Raw genomic sequence first — 18933 nt, 5'->3', positions numbered from 1 at the left:
TTGGTGTCGAATTTCGGACAGTTTCCTCATTTGTATTAATTTATAAGGGTTTAGGGAAAAAATATTAGAAATAATGCAATAGAAAAGGAAGTGGAAAAATGAATGATGAGAAAAAATATACAGTAGTAGGTACTGACGTTGAGGAAGTAAAACGTTTAAATAAGGATTCAGGATTAACGTATAATCAAGTGAAGGAATTATTAGTGAAGCAAATGCAAAAAAAGAAGTAATGAAATTTTTCCTTTTTTCATTTAGCATTTTAATTAAAGAGAGTTATAAGGATAACTCTCTTTTTCAATACAATTGAGCAACTTTTAGAGTGGAGGAAACAACATGAAGAAGTGGGTAAAGGTAACGTTGTCTATTGCGGGAGGTATTGATTTGTTAATGGGCTAATACAAAAAGAATCTAACAATATAAAAAGAAAAAAAGGATTCTTCTTAATTAGTAAGAAAGATTGTCTATAGAAGTTCATAAAATGTAATATATTCAATTTCCATCCATTGAAGGAGGAGGTTAAATCTTAATGAATGAAGTGAAAAATTTCTTTCGAAGTAGAGGGTTCCAACGTTTTCTCGTTTTAATAATAGTAGCGCTTGTATTATATGGCTTAAAAAGTATGATCAATTTAATATTAATTACGTTCATACTGACATTTTTAATGGATCGGTTTCAACGTTTTATTTCAAAGAAATTGAAAGTGAATCGGAAAATTGTTATCGCATGTTTGTATATCATATTAGTTACTTTTATCGGCACAACATTATATAAATACTTACCTGTGCTAACGATACAAATTTCCCAATTGATTTATCAGTTTAGGTTATTTTTTCAAAATCCACCGGATAATGAGATCATTAAATATGCGCTTTCAACAATTAATGGGATGGAAGTATCAAAATATATAGAACAAGGTGTAGATGTCATCTATCAATCCATTGCAAATATAGGAAAAGTCAGTTTGCAAATACTACTCTCTCTTATTTTAAGTTTATTTTTCTTGTTAGAAAAAGAACGCATAATATCATTTACTTCAAAATTTAAAGATAGTAGTCTGAAGGTTTTTTATGAGGAGATTGCATATTTTGGCGAAAGGTTTGCAAGATCGTTCGGTAAAGTAATTGAAGCACAGTTTTTAATTGCAGTTGTCAATTGTATTCTTACTGTCATTGCATTAATGGTTTTAGGATTTCCACAGCTACTCGTATTGGCTGTCATGATTTTCTTACTAGGATTGATTCCTGTTGCAGGTGTAATCATTTCCTTGTTCCCGCTTTGTATTATTGCTTATAACGTAGGCGGAGTTATATACGTCGTATACATACTTGTGTTCATTACAGTAATCCATGCTCTTGAAAGTTATTTTTTAAACCCGAAGTTTATGTCTGCGAAAACGAATTTACCAATCTTTTATACATTTATGATTCTCATCTTTTCAGAGCATTTCCTTGGAATATGGGGGCTTATAATCGGGATACCAATCTTCATCTTCTTACTAGATGTACTGAATGTAAATAATGAGGAAACGATTAAAAAATAGAAAATAAATAAAAAAAGCAATCCAAAATAAATTGGATTGCTTTTTTATTATACATATTAAAGAACTGGGGCCATTGTTTCTTTCAATACTTGAACAGAGTGATCGAATTTTAATTCTTCTTCTTCACTTAATTCTACTTCTAAAATTTCACGAACACCGCCGCGATTTAAAACAGCAGGGACACCGATATAAACATCTTTTTGACCGTATTGACCTTCTAGATATGCCGAAACAGTTAATACACTATTTTCATCGTTTAAAATGGCCTTAGTAACACGTAGAAGTGACATACCGATACCGTAGTAAGTTGCACCTTTTCGCTCAATAATATGGTAAGCTGCATCACGAACGTTTATGAAGATTTTGTCTAAATCTTCTTGTGTGTATGTGTTGTCTTTATCAAGAAGCGTTTGTAGTTTTTGAATACCGACTGATACGTGACTCCAAACAGGAAGTTCTGTATCACCATGTTCTCCGATAATATAAGCATGAATGTTGTGTGGACCAATATTGAAGTACTCACCTAACATATAGCGGAAACGAGCAGAATCAAGTGTTGTACCAGAACCGATTACACGTTCTTTCGGTAAACCAGATTCTTTCCAAGTTACGTAAGTTAAAATATCGACAGGGTTAGTTGCGATTAAGAAGATGCCATCAAACCCGCTATCCATAATACTGCGAACGATTTGTTTAAAGATTTTTGCGTTTTTCTCAACTAAATCTAAACGTGTTTCACCTGGCTTTTGTGGTAATCCAGCCGTAATGACTACAAGATCCGCATCTTTACAATCTTCGTAGCTACCTTTCCATACTCTAGTTGGAGCTGGTGCAAAAGGAACAGCATGACTTAAATCCATCGCTTCTCCTTCAGCTTTTGCCTCGTTTACATCAACTAAAACAAACTCTTCAGCTACAGCTTGGTTAATCATGCAGTAAGCATAACTACATCCAACCGCTCCTGTTCCTACTAATACAACTCGGTTAATACCTTTTTTCATTTCAAAATTCCTCGCAATTTCATTGATTTTATTATGTAAGATAATACGTCTTACTTCTATAGAGTCATATCTAGTTTATTACATTTTATAAAAGATATTCAAGTAATTGAAAATGTATCCGTGCAATTCTTTGCATGAAACATAGGAAGTAAGTTAACTGAATATAATGCAATAAAATCCTTTATTGAAGGGGAAAAAGGCATGATGCAGCCATTAACGATGGAAAGAATGCTTCATATTATTAATGTGGGGCTCGTTAAAACGAATAACCCAAAGCAGGTTGTTATTGCTGGTGCAGGGATTTCGGGATTAGTTGCAGCATCGTTATTGAAAGAAGCAGGTCATAACATAACAATTTTAGAAGCGAATAGCCGAATAGGCGGAAGAATATATACGATGCGTGAACCGTTTAGCAGAGGTTTATATTTTAATGCAGGGCCGATGCGAATTCCTGGAACACACGAGTTAACTTTAGCTTACATTCGTAAATTTAAATTACCGTTAAATCTGTTTATAAATAAAACCACTTCAGATATTATTTATACGAATAATATTAAAACGAGATTGAGCATATTCGAAAATAATCCAACTATACTTGGATATCCCATTTTAGAGAACGAAAAAGGAAAAACGGCAGAAGAGTTAATGTTACTAGTATTAGAACCAATACTAAACTTTATAAAAAAAGATCCTCATAAAAACTGGATTATCGTTGAAAAAAAGTATAAAGCATATTCGCTCGGCTCATTTTTAATTGAGTATTATTCAGACGGAGCAATCGATATGATGGGTGTACTTCTTGATATGGAAGCATATATGGGAATGTCTTTAATTGAAGTACTACGTGAAATGATCTTTTTTACCTCAACGACAAAATATTACGAGATAACGGGCGGGATGGATGCATTACCAAATTCATTTTTACCGGAGTTAAAAGATAATCTTTTTATGTCGTATAAAGTAGAGAAAATCATACAAGAAGATAATAAAGTAATGCTACAAGGAAATCATGAGCAAACGTTAGAACAATTTACAATAACAAGTGATAGTGCTATTATTACAATTCCGTTTTCAACGTTACGATTTGTAGAAATTCAGCCATATCATTTATTCTCTTATTTTAAAAGACGAGCAATTCGTGAGTTAAATTATATTGCTGCAACTAAAATTGCGATAGAGTTTAAAAGTAGATTTTGGGAGAAAGCGGGACAATGTGGAGGTAAATCGATTACAGATTTACCTATACGATTTACATATTATCCGAGTTATGGCATTCATACACCAGGTGCAGCCATTGTTTTAGCGAGTTATACGTGGGCAGATGAGGCATTAACATGGGATAGTCTCTCGCAAAGAGATCGTATTCGTTACGCATTAAAAAATTTAGCGGAAATATATGGTGACATCGTCTATAGTGAGTTTGTTACTGGAACATCTTTTAGCTGGAGTAAAAATCCGTATTCTTGCGGCGCATTTACAGCTTTTGAACCAGGTCAAGAGCTCGAGTTATTTCCATATATTACACCACCGTCTGGAAAAGTACACTTTGCAGGAGAGCATACGACATTAACACATGGGTGGATGCAAGGAGCAATAGAGTCTGGAATTAGAGTTGCGTATGAAGTAAACGAACGGTGAAGATATATTTACAAATGACTATTCTTTTAATAAAATAATAAATATAAATCGTAATTATTACGCTTTGAATACGTTTGAAATAAAGAAATGGATGGTCGATCACATGAATAAAGTAGAAATTCATATATTAGGTGGCTTTTTAGGTAGTGGAAAATCAACATTATTACAAAATTTATTGTTAGCGGAGAAAAAGAAGAATAGAAAAGTTGCAGTATTAATGAATGAAATTGGTGAATACTCGGTAGATACAGATATTATTGGAAAAGAGAATGTTTTAAGAGAACTTCTGAAAGGATGTATTTGTTGTACGCTAAAAGAAGAGCTTGAAATACAGCTGCATTCGTTATATCAGCAAGAAAGACCAGATGTCATTTATATTGAAACGACAGGTGTTGCACATCCAATTGAAGTGCTAGATGCATGTGTATCACCAATTTTAGCACCTTTCTTAGAAGTGAAATCAATTGTCGTTGTATTAGATGCAGTAAGGTGGTTAAACCGAAGTGTATTAAGTGCAAACGTTCAGCAATTATTGCATGAGCAACTGAAGTTTGGTAGCCACATTTTAATTAATAAATCAGATTTACTAACAGATGAGGATAAGAACAAAGTAATTGAAGAAGTGAAAGTGATAAATAATCATGCGAAATTGTTTGAAACAAAATATTGTAATATATCTTTAGAAGACATAGAAGAAGCTGAATTTACGAATGACGTGGAACATGAGAAACTACATGTAAAACAGCATTTACATATACAAACGATGACGTATCAATTTACGAAATCGATTGATCAAGACAATTTATATGAATGGCTTTCAAATTTACCAGACAGTATTTATCGTGTAAAAGGATTTGTGAAATTCCATGGAGATAAATACCCACACCTATTCCAATATTCATTTGGGGTACCAACTTTACTGGAACAAGACTTCGGTTTCCCGACGAACTTAGTAGTAATAGGGGAAGGGCTAGATAAGAAACAATTGGCTGAAGGGTTAGAGAAAGTAGAAAATAATTAAGTGTTTTTTACATAGGCTACAATAATTGACTTAATAACCTAAGTTAATTATTGTAGTTTTTTCATGATTAATACTACAACGAAACAGTATTTTAAATTAGAAAGTAGAATATATATTGATTGTATGTCCGTTTCCATTAAATAGGAAGGTGATTATAGATTTGTGCCGAATGTAGAGGATACTACAAGAGTTTTCCATTACCTACCTTATAGTTAGTCATGATTACGGGCAGGGGACTTTGGCGTGTTTGATTCTATCAGAAAGAAAAGTATGGGGAGGATCACAATGTCGATGAAAAAACGTAAATGGCTAAGAATGATGGCTACTGGCTGTGTTTTAGGCTCGTTATTAATAACGGCAGCTTGTTCAGGAAAGAAAACAAGTACAGAGGATGAAAAGACGATTAAGGTAGGAGTTCTTGCTTCATTAACAGGTCCATTAGAATCATATGGAAAACAAACAGTGAACGGATTTGAATTAGGGTTAGACTATGCCACGGGCGGCACTGGGAAAGTGGAAGGGAAGAAGATTAAGTTTGTTGTAGAAGATACGGAAACGAAAGCAGAGGTAGCGGTTAAAAAAGCTACGAAGTTATTAGAAGAAGAGAAAGTCGATTTTTTAGTCGGATCGTCTAGTTCAAGTGATACATTAGCAGTTTTACCATTAGCTGAAGAATATGAAAAAATAATGGTCGTAGAACCGGCAGTTGCTGATAGTATTACCGGAAAGAATTGGAATAAGTATGTTTTTAGAACAGGAAGAAGCTCTTCGCAAGATGCGATTGCAGGAGCAGCTGCAATTGCAAAAAAAGATGTAAAGATTGCGACGTTTGCCCCGGATAATGCATTTGGCCGTGAAGGAATTGCGGCATTTAAAGCTGGAGCGAAGAAATTAGGGGCAAATATTGTAAACGAGCAATACGCAGATACAAATTCGACTGACTTCACTGCAAATATTCAAAATATCATTAGCTCAAAACCAGATTATTTATTTATCGTTTGGGCAGGGGCAAACTCACCTTGGAAACAGTTAAAAGATATGAATGTGGAAGCACAAGGTATTAAAATTTCTACCGGTGCACCAGATATACCGGCATTAAAAACGATGGATGCGTTAGTAGGAATGCAAGGTTTTTCTGTTTATTATCATACACTCCCGAAAAATAAGGTGAATGATTGGTTAGTGGAAGAACATAAAAAACGATTTAATGGTGCGGTGCCAGATTTATTTACAGCAGGAGGAATGTCAGCGGCAATTTCAATTGTAGAAGCTTTAAAGAAAACAAAAGGTGATACAGATGTAGATACATTAATTAAGAAAATGGAAGGAATGGAATTTGATACACCGAAAGGAAAGATGAATTTTAGAGAAAAGGATCATCAAGCGATGCAGACATTGTATTCTATCACATTGAAAAAGCAAGATGGTGTAGACTATCCGGTGCCAGTATTAGAGCGTGAATTAACGATGAAAGAGACAGAACCACCAGTTCAAAATAAATAGACTGAATTTTCTGTTGTTTTTGTATAAAGAGGGGAAACCCTCTTTATACGTATTTCTTTCATACTTAAAGCTTTAAAGGGAGGGATTTCGTGACACATTTGCTTGAAACGAAAAATCTAAGCGTATCTTTTGGTGAACATCATGTTATTAAGGATGTGAATGTAACAGTACAAAAAGGGAAGCTCATTTCCATTATTGGACCAAACGGTGCAGGAAAGACAACGTTATTTAATTTACTAAGTGGGCAAATTTCTCCAACAAAGGGTGAAGTATATTTTAAAGGACAAGAGATTACAAAGTTATCAATTGCGGATCGAACTCGATTAGGAATTGGTCGTTCTTTTCAACTTACAAATATATTCCCAGAGTTAACGGTACTTGAAAATGTTCGATTAAGTGTTCAATCATTCGTGCAAGATTACTATAGTTTTTTTCCGAGTTCAGCAAAATTTAAGCAACAAGTTGGAGAGGCGAGACGTTTCTTAAAAACAGTATTACTTCAGGAGAAAGAACATGTATTAGCGAAAGATTTAGCACATGGGGAAAAACGAAAATTAGAGCTTGCGATGTTATTAGCTTTAAAAACAGATGTGTTGCTACTTGATGAGCCAACGGCAGGTATATCAGTTGAAGAGGTACCGGCTATTTTGCAAGTGATTGAAAATATAAAAAAACATCCAGAGAGTACAATTGTACTGATTGAACACAAAATGGATATGGTACTAGATTTGTCAGACCATCTTATCGTTTTATTTCATGGAGAGCTATTGGCTGAAGGTTTGCCTGAAGAAATAATGAAAGATGAGCGTGTACAAAGTGCTTATTTAGGGGGATTATATAGTGGCACTATTACAAGTGAATAATATAGAGACGTATTTAGATCAGTTTCATATTTTACAAGGGGTATCTTTTGCTGTTGAGAAAGGGACGATTACTGTACTGTTTGGGAGAAATGGTGCAGGAAAGACTACGACATTACGTTCGGTTATGGGATTTCACCATATCGCACATGGCGAAATTTATTATGATCATACACAAGTAAATGGACTATCTACACATTTAATTTCTAGAAAAGGAATAGGGTATGTACCAGAAAATCAAGGTATTTTTCACGATCTGACAGTAGAAGAAACATTCGCTCTTGCTAGAGAGAAGGGAGAAGAAGCGGAAGAGAAAGTCGAATGGATGCTTGAATTATTTCCGGATCTAAAGCAGTTTTGGCACAAAAAAAGTGGGCTCTTAAGTGGAGGACAAAAGCAAATGCTAGCAATTTCAAGAGCATTTATTAATAGTGATGGTTTATTACTTATTGATGAACCGAGTAAAGGGTTGTCCCCTATTATGATAGAAAAGTTAATGATAGCCATTTTGAAAATGAAGGAGAAAACAACAGTTTTACTCGTTGAACAAAACTTTATGATGGCTAGCCAAATTGGTGATTACTTTTATATTATGGATAACGGAAAAATTGTTCATAACGGTTTTATGCATGAATTAAAAGAGGATAAGGAAATGTGTCATAAATATTTAGGAATCTCTTAACATGAATCCGAGGTGAGAAGGATGGATGTGTTAATTAATTTATTTGTAAATGGGATTTCAACAGGGATGCTCATTTTTTTATTAGCGTCAGGTCTTTCACTTATTTTCGGTTTAATGAGCGTTCTAAACTTTGCACATGGTGGATTATTTGCGTGGGGAGCGTTTACAGGTGTATGGCTATTTAATATGACAGGTAGTTATGTATTAGCTTTAATTGGGGCAATAGCTATGGGGATGTTCCTTGGATTCATTTTAGAAAGATTCCTTATTAGACCGGTATATGGAAATCATGTTCGCCAGCTTCTTGTGACGCTTGGAGGGATGCTTGTACTTAGTGAATGTATTAAAGTATTTTGGGGACCTAATCCAATTGGTGCAAAATTACCGTTATGGCTACAAGGAAGTTTTACATTTGGAGGCGTTATATTAATTAAATATCGTTTATTCGTTATTTTAATTGGGATCATCATTTACATTGCTTTACTATTATTGCTCAAAAAAACAAAGATAGGTCTTATGATACGTGCAGGTGTAATGGATAAAGAGATGGTTCAAGCGCTAGGTATTAACGTAAAAGCGATATTTTCTTTCGTCTTTTTATTAGGAGCAGGGATGGCAGCGTTGGGAGGATTCTTATTAGCACCGTATTCAGGAGTTATTTTCGCTGAAATGGGTATGCAATATGCAATTTTAGCTTTCATAGTAGTAATCATTGGAGGGTTAGGAAGCGTACAAGGTTCAGCAATCGCTTCATTAATTGTCGGATTAGCTGGTGCTTTTACAGCGTATTTTATACCAGATTTATCACTTGCAATCAATATGTTAATGTTACTATTTTTCTTAATCGTGAAGCCAAATGGACTTGTTGGTGAAAAGGGGTGAAATGGTGAACAGCACATCAAATCGAATTAAAGTATACTTCGGAGTATGTATGCTCATTTGTTTAAGTGTATTTCCATTCGTAAATGACTCACGGAGCTTGTTAATTTTGTTCACTCAAATCTTCATCTTTGCTATTTTTGCAATGAGTTTTGATGTATTGCTTGGATATACAGGAATTGTATCGTTCGGTCATTGTATGTTCTTTGGAATAGGAGCATATGGCGTAGCGCTTTTATTTGATCGGCAAGGAGTATCTATAACGAACTTTTTAATAGGGCTAGTAGCTGCAATTATCATTTCAGCAATTGTTAGTTATATAATTGGTTTGCTTTCTTTACGGCTGAAAAGCCATTTTTATGCAATGTTAACACTTGCTATTTCACAGTTGTTTTTCGTACTTGCTGAAAAATGGCGTGGGCTTACTCACGGAGGGGATGGTTTTACATTTGGTGTACCAGACTTATTCCGTGATCGTTTTACCTTTTATTATGTAACACTTATATGTTTAATCGTTATTTTTATTCTGTTACGTCTTTTTACTAAATCTTCTATCGGAAAAGTATTAAAGGCAATTTCACAAAATGAACAACGTGTTGAAGCATTAGGATATAAAGTTCTTCATTATAAAATTATTGCTAGTATTGTGGCAGGAGTAGTAGCTGCGATTAGTGGTGGTTTATTTGTTGTCACACTACGCTTTGTAAATACGACTGTATTTTCAATTGAAATGACATTAAATGCATTATTGATGACGATGATTGGAGGCGTTGGAACGTTAATTGGAGCAATTGCTGGAGCAGGAATTATTGAATCACTGAAATACTATTTATCAGAATTAGCTACAGTGTATCCAATTTTTGAAAGATGGACGATTATTCTTGGGTTATTATACATTATCGTATTGCTAGTTTTCCCGAAAGGATTAGTTGGAACGGTAAAAAGTTTGAAGGATATGAAACGGAATAAGAAGGAAAAAAGTGCAAAAGTGGAGCAAAATGTGTGAAAAATCAATTGTATAAAATATAAAAATCCCTCTTTTAGATTCGTAAAGGAGGGATTTTTATTGTTGTATGTAATTAGTTAGTTTAAAGATATTATCCTACTCAAATAATTCATTAGGTATTTGTTTTAAAGAGTTTTGATTTGTAAAAAAATGAATAGCTAATTTCTCAATTGGAACAACTTCAACGGGCACTAAGTTATCATTTTTAATCGGTAAAAAGGCTATTCCTTTACCATCCTGAATGAACTCTTCCATAAGCGAATAAGAATCTAATTGTTGAAGTTGACGTTGAGATAAATTATTTTCTGTTAGAAATTGTATCGTCTTATTTCTAAAAGGACACTTTTTGTCATTACTAACGAAGAAGAGTTCCTTTGAATAGTCAATGATAGGCGTTCCTTTCGCTTGTAATAAGCCTACAGAAATGGAAGTAGTAAATACTTTTTTAAAAGCAGCATTGGGATCATCCTCATAAGTAATGACCATATCAACTTTTTGTTGTTGCAGTAATTTATGCAAATGACTACTATTTTCTACATATATTTGATAATTCCTGAAATTTTCTTTAATACGCTTACTTACATAATTGGTCAAAATAGATTGTGACGTCGCTATTACATAAGAAGAACCACTCGTTTTAATTTTATCTTTCGCTTCTTCTACTAAAGTTAATATTTGATTCGTATAGTTTAATAAAATGTCACCAGAAGGTAATAAGGAAACGCCTTTGTTATCTCTATGTAGTAAAGGAGTTTCTAATTCTTGTTCTAATTTTTTTATTCGCTCAGTTACGTTCGGCTGAACATATCCTAACTCCTTAGCAGCTTTACTAATAGAACCTTCACTAACTACAGTTTTGAATATAATAAGATCATTTATTTCCATGTATCACAGCCCCTTATACGGTATCATTATAAATGATATCAAACATAATTTATACCTATTTTACGGTAGTCAATCATCGGTTTATCATTGTGTATATAAGTTAGAAAGTGAGTGATAAATATGATTGGAATGCAATATAAAGTCATTTTGCCAAAGGATTATGACATGGAGATTATTAAAAAAAGAGTAAAGGATAATGGGCATAAAACTGATGGTTTTCAAGAACTAAATTTTAAAGCGTATTTAATTAATGAGGAAGGTAAGGACGGGAATTTCTATAACTGTTATGCACCTTTATATGTTTGGAATGGCCATGAAGGAATGAACAAATTTATCTTTGAAGGGTATTATGATAATATTTTACAATCTTTTGGATGGCAACAAATAAATATAGGTGTTCCATTAGTTGTTAATTTAAGTGATGATTTTAAAAAAAGTAGATATGCTGTTGAGTATACAGGGAGTATTTCTCAAAGTAATTCACTGAGAGGGACTCAATTAAACACTATGAATGAGAATGTACAAAACATAGAAAAGAGTTTAGGAAATGTAATCATTTATAATCCAGATAAATGGGGATATAGCCAATTCAGATTTTATAATGATAAGCCTAATATGGTAACGAATAAAGATGTTACAGTATATGAGATTTTGCACATTTCACGATGAAAATTTGTTGAATGTTAAATTAAGAAAAGGAATGAAACTGTATGCCTTTTGTGAACGTTTATTATCATGAAAATAAATTAAATAAAGAAGAGGTCAAAAAGATAGGTGAATGTATTCATCTTTCATTAATTGAACATTTTAACATCCCTGAAAATGATTTTTTTCAAATGTTTTTACCTTATCAACAAAATCACTTTTTATATAATCCATATTATTTGTTGGAAAGAGGAGAAAAGAGAACAAATAATATGATGTATGTTTCTATTACATGTGGACCGGGAAGAACGATAAAACAGAAAAGTGATCTGTATCAGTCGATATCCTCGAAGGTTTCTGAATGTTCTAGTATAAAAAGTACAGATATTTTTATTACGCTAAATGAGACATCTGCAGAAAATTGGTCATTTGGTCAAGGAATGGCACAATTGGTAAAAGTGAAGGGGGAGTGAAACGATGAATGAATCCATTGAATATTGTATTCAAGAGAAAATGAGAGAAAAGGCACCTGCATTTGCTCATTATAGTGAAGAGATATTGTTTGAGGAAGTGTGGCGGGATGACACTTTAACATTAAGAGAAAGAAGTTTATGTACAGTTTCGGTATTAATCAGTCTTGGTAATACAGAACAATTACCATTTCATTTGCAGTTGGCCAAACAAAATGGAATTGCAGAACATGAAATGATTGCATTAATAACACATATGGCTTTTTATGTTGGCTGGCCAAAAGCGGTAGCAGTTTTAAATATAGTAATGAATGAAATGGAAAGTTAAGAATAACGATAAGAAAGAATTCATTTAAATATGAATTCTTTCTTATCGTTATTTATGCAATACTCTAATGAGATATTTTTCACTTTTTCTCTTGCTTTTTTATCACTTGCGTAGTAAAGTGATAGTAAGATTCACGATAGGAAGTGATCAAACATGCGTGATAATACGATAGGATCATTAATATGGTTACGTTTAATACGATTTACGAACCAAAGTAATCAGATGTCAAATGAGTTTTTAAAACGTTTTGATTTAACGACTGCTCAATTTGATGTGCTTTTACAAATACGTACGTATCAACCACTAACGCAAATGGAGTTAGCTGAAAAGGTAACTGTTACACAAGGTGGTATTTCTCGAATGTTAACTCGTCTTGAAAAAGAAGGATATATAGTACGAAAACAAGATTGGAAAACGAAAACAATTAGTCTTACAGAGCAAGGAGAAGCAGTTTTAGAAAAAGCATTGCCAGAGCAGCTTGCATTTCAATCTTCGTTTTTTGATGATGTATTAAATGAAGAAGAGCAGAAAATATTATACGAGCTAATGACGAAAGTGCATAAGCACAGTGAAAAAAAAGAATTACCGCAAGAGTAATTTTTTTTACAACATCAATTGACTAATCAAGTGATGGTTAGTTGAATAAAATTAATACGACTTAATTAAAGGAGAGAGCAACTATGGAAAAATACCGTATGGATACAAGTAAAGGAATGGAGTTTGGATTATATTCAATTGGGGATCATGTTTTAAATCCACATAACGGAGAGAAGATTAGTGCGGGACAAAGAATTCATGAATTAATTGAAACAGCTAAGTTAGCAGATGAAGCTGGACTTGATGTATTTGCTGTCGGTGAAAGTCATCAAACGCATTTTACAACGCAAGCTCATACAGTCATTTTAGGGGCTATTGCACAAGCTACGAAAAATATAAAAATTGCAAGTTCAGCAACGATAATAAGTACATCTGATCCGGTACGAGTATATGAGGATTTTGCTACAATTGACTTGATTTCTAATGGACGTGCAGAAATCGTGGCTGGTCGTGGATCTCGTATTGGGGGATATAGTTTACTTGGTTATGACGTGAATGATTATGAAGAATTATTTGAAGAGAAGATGGAACTTTTATTGAAAATTAATAAAGAGGAACATGTAACTTGGAACGGACAGTTCAGAGCACCGCTTGCACATGCATCGGTTATTCCAAGAGCAAAAAATAATAACTTACCAATTTGGCGTGCAGTTGGTGGCCCACCAGCTAGTGCGATTAAAGCAGGACGTGCGGGTGTGCCAATGATGATAACAACACTAGGTGGTCCAGCTATTAACTTTAAAGGATCAGTAGATGCTTATCGTGAGGCTGCTGAGCAAAGTGGATTTAATCCAGCAAGCTTACCAGTTGCAACGACGAGTTTATTTTATACAGCAAAAAATTCACAAGATGCATTTAATGAATACTATCCTCATATTAATGCTGGTATGCTTACACTACGCGGTGGTGGATATCCAAAACAACAGTTTACAAATGCAGTAGATTATCGTGATGCATTAATGGTTGGTAGCCCGCAACAAATTATTGAAAAAATGCTTTATCAATATGAATTATTTGGACAACAACGTTTTATGGCACAAATTGATTTTGGTGGTGTACCACTTAATAAAATTGAGAAAAATATCGAACTAATTGCTACTGAGATTTTACCGGCTATTAGAAAACATACAGCAAAATAATTTAAAAAATACCGAGAGTCTAATCGATTCTCGGTATTTTTTATGTATGAATTTAGTTTGAAAAAATGACAATAAAATGAATTTTTAGTCTAGAAAGTGGGAGTAGACTTTCTATTTTTGAATAATATTATTTTGTGTTTGAATTTTAAAAATACATTTTCCTCTTGACAAAAAACTCACTGATTTCTCCGTTGGTTCAGAGGACATTTTTTCGCGTGAAAGTCAAGTGTATGAAGAGGGAAATGATTATTTTATTGATATGAAAGTAAGTCTTATATTAAAAAAGCACATTTTATTAATGAGAAAAATCTAATTCAAGAAAATGACAAAAGACATATTTCAGACAAAATGATGTCAATAATACGTCAAAAATCAGCTGAATTTACTATGCAGGTATATTATACAATTCGATTAACGGATAAAACACTACTGAAATAGTGAAAAGGTAAATTTTATGAGAAAGTTCTTTTGTAATTATCTTGAAAACTGAAAATTTATATTTTCTAAAAGTACATAAACAAATTTATCTTTCTATATTTCTAAGATTTGAGTTGTTTTATTCATACAACTCAATTGAAATTACGATATAAAAAATTATGAAGGAAGTGATTGTAGTATGGAAACGCTCGAATTGGCACGAATACAATTCGCATCAACAACGATTTTCCATTACTTTTTTGTTCCGCTGTCTATTGGTTTAGCTTTTATCATTGCTTTAATGCAAACGTTATATGTAGTAAAGGGACAAGAAATTTATAAGAAGATGACGAAGTTTTGGACACAAATATTCCTTGTTAACTTTGCGGTAGGTGTAGTAACTGGTATTTTACAAGAATTCCAGTTTGGTATGAACTGGTCAACCTATTCACGCTTTGTAGGTGATGTGTTTGGTCCATCACTTGCGATTGAAGGTTTATTAGCGTTTTTCATTGAGTCTACATTTTTAGGTTTATGGGTATTCGGTGAGGATAAATTACCGAAGCGCATTCACCTTTTATGTATTTGGCTCCTTTCAATTGGAACAATGTTATCAGCATTTTGGATTTTAACTGCAAGTGCATTTATGCAATCACCGGTAGGGTATGAAATGGCAGCAGATGGACGTGCACAAATGAATGATTTCTTAGCGATCATTCAAAACCCACAATTATGGGTACAATTCCCGCATACAATTACAGCGGCGATTGCAACTGGTGCATTCTTTATTGCAGGTGTGAGTGCATGGAAAATAACGAAAGCTCAAGAAACTGAAGTGTTTAAAAAATCGTTCCGCATTTCTATCATTGTTGGAACACTTACAACTGCGCTAGTATTATTCTTCGGTCATGCGCAAGCGCAACAATTAATTAAGACACATCCAATGAAAATGGCAGCAGCTGAAGCGTTATGGAATACGAGTGAAGATCCAGCGCCATTTACAGTATTTGCGAAAATTGATGCTGAGAAGCAAGAAAACTCGTTTGAAATTCAAATCCCTTATATGCTAAGTCTATTATCATTTGATAAATTTAGCGGTCAAGTAGAAGGGATGAATCAAATTCAAAAGCAATATGAAGAAAAATATGGGCCTGGAGACTATATCCCACCAGTACACACTATGTTCTGGAGTTTTAGAGCGATGGTAATGAGTGGAACATTTATGCTTCTTCTAGGAGCGTACGGATGGTTCTTATCAAGAAAAGATCGATTAGCTGAAAAAACTTGGTATTTAAAATTAATGGTGTATGCAATCGCATTACCGTTTATCGGTAATACAGTAGGATGGATTATGACTGAAATGGGACGTCAGCCTTGGGTAGTTTTCGGTGTTATGAAAACGGAAGATGCTGTATCTCCAAATGTTACATTCGGAGAAGTATTATTCTCTTTAGTTTCGTTCACATCACTATATTTAATTATAGGTGGAATTACTATTTACTTATTCGTTCGTACTATTAAAGGACATGAGAATAAGAAAGCGAAACAGGATTCTCAAAGCCATGATCCATTTGATAAGGAGGATGAGTATGTTATCTCTTAATGAGTTGTGGTTTATCATTATTGCAGTTTTATTCGTAGGCTTCTTTGTACTTGAAGGTTTCGATTTCGGTGTAGGTATAGTTTCAAGGTTTTTAGGGGAAAACGATTTAGAGAAAAGAATTTACTTAAATACAATCGGTCCATTTTGGCATGCGAATGAAGTATGGCTTGTTTGTGCAGGTGGGGCTATGTTCGCAGCATTCCCGCACTGGTATGCAACTTTATTTAGCGGGTTTTACATTCCGTTTGTATTTATGCTTCTCGCTTTAATTATTAGAGGTGTTTCCTTTAAATTCCGTGCGAAAATAGATAATCATAAATGGAAAGGTTTTTGGGATTGGGGTATGTTTTTAGGAAGTTTACTACCGCCTATCCTTTGGGGAGTTGCCATTGCTAACTTTATGGTAGGTATTCCAATTGATGAGACGAAAAATGCTGTAGGTGGATTCTTACAATTACTACATCCATTTGCATTACTTGGAGGAGTTATGTTCCTTCTGCTATGTATTGTTCACGGATTGCAATTCCTTACTATACGTACAACTGGTAAGTTAAGAGAACGTGCACGTATTGCTGCGTTGAAAATTGCACCGCTTGCAATTATAGCACTTCTAATTTTTGCCGGTGTAGGGTTATGGAAAACAGATATATTCACTGGTCATGGTACAGAGTGGATCATGGTTCCGATCGGAGCTTTTGTAGCATTATGTGCGTCAACATTATTAAATAAAAGAAGAAGAGATGGTTGGGCTTTCGTTATGACGAGTTTAACAATCGTTTTACTTAGTGCGAGTGTGTTTGCCGGCATGTTCCCACGTGTCTTAATTAGCTCATTAGGGTCAATATACGATTTAACAATTTATAATGCAGCATCGGGAGATTATGCACTAAAACTGATGACGTATTTTTCGATTGCTATATTGCCATTTGTTTTGGGAAGTCAAATATGGAGTTTCTATGTGTTTAGACAACCTGTTAAGTCAGATAAAGATTTGGAGTACTAATGAAAAGAAAAAGAGGACTTCCGTCGTATCCTGGTAGCCGAGTTTTATATGTAGTGTTAACAATCATTAGCATTTTAGAAGCTTTTAGTATTATTGCACAAACAGTGTTTTTAGCGAGGGCTATTACGTTTTTATTTCAAGGAGAAACAGTGCAATCTGTGTTAAATGAAACGGTTTATTTTGGAATCGCGTTTGCAGTACGTCACATGCTAGTTCGAGTATCGCAAATATTGGTGGAACGTTTCGCTGAAAAAACAGGATCGCTACTGCGAAAACAATTAATAGAGGCGTATTTCACATTAGGTCCACGGTATGTTCAAACTGCTGGAACAGGTCATCTGGTTACCTTATCGATAGAAGGTATTGAGAAATTTAAAACATATATTGAATTAACAATTCCTAAAATGATAAGAAGTAGTATCGTACCAGGACTAATTGTACTATATGTTTTTACGCTAGATATTGAGTCTGGAATCATTTTAGTTGTAACGATTCCTATCGTAATTATATTTATGATTCTACTCGGATTAGCAGCGCAGAAAATGGCGGATAGTCAATATGAGACATATCGTGTACTTTCTAATCATTTTGTAGATACGTTAAAAGGGTTAGAAACATTAAAGTATTTAGGGAAAAGTAAACAGCACGAAGGAAAGATTGAAAAAGTAAGTAAAAGATATAGAAAAGCAACGATGCGTACTTTGCGAGTTGCTTTTCTTTCTTCTTTTGCATTAGATTTCTTTACGAGTTTATCAATCGCATTTGTGGCAGTCGGATTAGGGATCCGTTTAATAGATGGGACAATTGTACTACTGCCAGCCCTTACAATTTTAATTTTAGCTCCGGAATATTTTCTGCCAATTAAACAAGTTGGAGCAAATTATCATGCTACGTTAGATGGACAACTTGCAATGGAGCAAATAGAAGAGATTTTACAGCAACAAAAAGAAATAGGAAAGAAAGAATCTAAAGTAGACTTAATATGGAATTCAACTAGTAACTTGAAATTACAAGATGTAAAAGTAAAGAGTGAGGAATCTGAAAAAGCTATATTAGAGGGAATTGATTTTACTTGGAAAGGCACTGGCGCTATAGGTGTAATTGGTGAAAGTGGGGCAGGGAAATCAACGTTAATCGACGTATTAGCAGGATTTTTAACTCCTTCAGCTGGAAAGATGATCGTACATGGTGTGGAAATTGACGGGGCTACTCGTGAAGAGTGGCAAAAGAATATTGCTTATATTCCGCAGCAACCTTATATTTTCCCGCTTTCATTAAAAGATAACATTTGTTTTTACGAAACAAATACAACAGATGAAGAAGTGGAAAGAGTTATTAATGAAGTTGGTCTACGTTCACTTGTTACATCGCTTCCGAACGGGATGTACGAAAAAATTGGAGAAGGTGGACGTATGCTTAGTGGCGGGCAAGAACAACGTGTTGCTATGGCGCGTGCACTTTTAAGTAAAAAGCCAATTATTTTATTAGACGAGCCTACGGCACATCTTGATATAGAAACTGAATTTGAAATAAAGCAAGCGATGTTACGTCTGTTTGAAGGTAAGTTAGTATTTCTTGCAACGCATCGTCTTCACTGGATGAAACAGATGGATCATATTCTTATTTTAAATAAAGGGAAAATGATAGAAAGTGGAACGTATGAAGAGCTTTTAAAGAATGAGGCATTACATTTTCATAGGAAAGAGAGGGGATAGA

At 34.0% G+C, this 18933-nt stretch carries 19 protein-coding genes; 17 read left to right on the top strand and 2 right to left on the bottom strand.

The window, feature by feature from the left end; all coding sequences use genetic code 11:
* The first annotated feature begins 98 nt into the window (after positions 1–98).
* Both AC3WVA_RS14210 and AC3WVA_RS14205 read left to right on the top strand, forming a co-directional pair.
* Complete coding sequence (locus AC3WVA_RS14210) at positions 99–230, top strand: hypothetical protein (protein WP_048527332.1); 132 nt, start codon at positions 99–101, stop codon at positions 228–230.
* 296 nt (positions 231–526) lie between these two features.
* Entirely contained in the window at positions 527–1540 is a 1014-nt protein-coding gene (locus AC3WVA_RS14205; protein ID WP_098345617.1) for an AI-2E family transporter, read from the top strand.
* A gap of 56 nt (positions 1541–1596) precedes the next feature.
* Here AC3WVA_RS14205 and AC3WVA_RS14200 read toward each other — a convergent pair whose 3' ends face one another.
* Complete coding sequence (locus AC3WVA_RS14200; protein ID WP_016088332.1) at positions 1597–2541, bottom strand: L-lactate dehydrogenase; 945 nt, start codon at positions 2539–2541, stop codon at positions 1597–1599.
* A 201-nt stretch (positions 2542–2742) separates the two neighbouring features.
* On the opposite strand from AC3WVA_RS14200, the gene AC3WVA_RS14195 reads away from it, so the two are divergent.
* The 7 genes from AC3WVA_RS14195 (at position 2743) to AC3WVA_RS14165 (ending at position 10130) form a co-directional block, all read left to right on the top strand.
* Positions 2743–4179 (top strand): flavin monoamine oxidase family protein, encoded by a 1437-nt coding sequence (locus tag AC3WVA_RS14195; RefSeq protein WP_098345618.1) that lies wholly within the window; start codon positions 2743–2745, stop codon positions 4177–4179.
* 103 nt (positions 4180–4282) lie between these two features.
* Positions 4283–5200 carry a CobW family GTP-binding protein gene (locus AC3WVA_RS14190; RefSeq protein ID WP_098345619.1) on the top strand — a complete coding sequence of 306 codons (918 nt, stop codon included), beginning with the start codon at positions 4283–4285 and terminating at the stop codon, positions 5198–5200.
* 285 nt (positions 5201–5485) lie between these two features.
* The gene (locus tag AC3WVA_RS14185; RefSeq protein WP_098520189.1) at positions 5486–6703 is read left to right on the top strand and encodes a substrate-binding domain-containing protein; all 1218 of its coding nucleotides are present in this window, start codon (positions 5486–5488) and stop codon (positions 6701–6703) included.
* Positions 6704–6792: 89 nt separating this feature from the next.
* Positions 6793–7566: an ABC transporter ATP-binding protein gene (locus AC3WVA_RS14180; protein ID WP_098520188.1), complete on the top strand. Its 774-nt coding sequence runs from the start codon at positions 6793–6795 to the stop codon at positions 7564–7566.
* Positions 7544–8245: a branched-chain amino acid ABC transporter ATP-binding protein gene (locus AC3WVA_RS14175; protein WP_098345622.1), complete on the top strand. Its 702-nt coding sequence runs from the start codon at positions 7544–7546 to the stop codon at positions 8243–8245. The genes AC3WVA_RS14180 and AC3WVA_RS14175 overlap by 23 nt, the downstream gene beginning before the upstream one ends.
* A 21-nt stretch (positions 8246–8266) precedes the next feature.
* Positions 8267–9127: a branched-chain amino acid ABC transporter permease gene (locus AC3WVA_RS14170; RefSeq protein ID WP_000382792.1), complete on the top strand. Its 861-nt coding sequence runs from the start codon at positions 8267–8269 to the stop codon at positions 9125–9127.
* A gap of 49 nt (positions 9128–9176) precedes the next feature.
* A complete protein-coding gene (locus tag AC3WVA_RS14165; RefSeq protein WP_071757916.1) occupies positions 9177–10130 on the top strand; it encodes a branched-chain amino acid ABC transporter permease in 954 nt (317 codons plus the stop codon).
* Between the two features lie 96 nt (positions 10131–10226).
* On the opposite strand, the gene AC3WVA_RS14160 is transcribed toward AC3WVA_RS14165, so the two are convergent.
* Positions 10227–11015: a LysR family transcriptional regulator gene (locus AC3WVA_RS14160; RefSeq protein ID WP_098520187.1), complete on the bottom strand. Its 789-nt coding sequence runs from the start codon at positions 11013–11015 to the stop codon at positions 10227–10229.
* A 120-nt stretch (positions 11016–11135) separates the two neighbouring features.
* Between AC3WVA_RS14160 and AC3WVA_RS14155 the strand changes: the two genes are divergently transcribed.
* The 8 genes from AC3WVA_RS14155 (at position 11136) to cydD (ending at position 18932) form a co-directional block, all read left to right on the top strand.
* Complete coding sequence (locus tag AC3WVA_RS14155; protein ID WP_098520186.1) at positions 11136–11684, top strand: DUF4865 family protein; 549 nt, start codon at positions 11136–11138, stop codon at positions 11682–11684.
* Between the two features lie 41 nt (positions 11685–11725).
* On the top strand, positions 11726–12133 hold the full coding sequence (locus AC3WVA_RS14150) for a tautomerase family protein (RefSeq protein WP_098520185.1): 408 nt from the start codon (positions 11726–11728) through the stop codon (positions 12131–12133).
* Positions 12134–12137: 4 nt separating this feature from the next.
* Entirely contained in the window at positions 12138–12458 is a 321-nt protein-coding gene (locus AC3WVA_RS14145; protein WP_088316320.1) for a carboxymuconolactone decarboxylase family protein, read from the top strand.
* 153 nt (positions 12459–12611) lie between these two features.
* Positions 12612–13055 carry a MarR family winged helix-turn-helix transcriptional regulator gene (locus tag AC3WVA_RS14140; protein ID WP_076875033.1) on the top strand — a complete coding sequence of 148 codons (444 nt, stop codon included), beginning with the start codon at positions 12612–12614 and terminating at the stop codon, positions 13053–13055.
* Between the two features lie 83 nt (positions 13056–13138).
* Positions 13139–14194 (top strand): LLM class flavin-dependent oxidoreductase, encoded by a 1056-nt coding sequence (locus tag AC3WVA_RS14135; RefSeq protein ID WP_071757892.1) that lies wholly within the window; start codon positions 13139–13141, stop codon positions 14192–14194.
* A 616-nt stretch (positions 14195–14810) separates the two neighbouring features.
* Positions 14811–16214 (top strand): cytochrome ubiquinol oxidase subunit I, encoded by a 1404-nt coding sequence (gene cydA / locus AC3WVA_RS14130; protein ID WP_071757893.1) that lies wholly within the window; start codon positions 14811–14813, stop codon positions 16212–16214.
* On the top strand, positions 16201–17217 hold the full coding sequence (cydB, locus tag AC3WVA_RS14125; RefSeq protein ID WP_071757894.1) for a cytochrome d ubiquinol oxidase subunit II: 1017 nt from the start codon (positions 16201–16203) through the stop codon (positions 17215–17217). The genes cydA and cydB overlap by 14 nt, the downstream gene beginning before the upstream one ends.
* Positions 17217–18932, top strand: a complete 1716-nt coding sequence (gene cydD / locus AC3WVA_RS14120) for a thiol reductant ABC exporter subunit CydD (RefSeq protein ID WP_492322007.1) — start codon at positions 17217–17219, stop codon at positions 18930–18932. The genes cydB and cydD overlap by 1 nt, the downstream gene beginning before the upstream one ends.
* Position 18933 lies beyond the last annotated feature (1 nt).

This window comes from Bacillus sp. EB106-04-02-XG92 (assembly GCF_058791995.1).
Note: the sequence above shows the minus strand (reverse complement) of the source record. Positions and strands in the feature narration are given on the sequence as shown.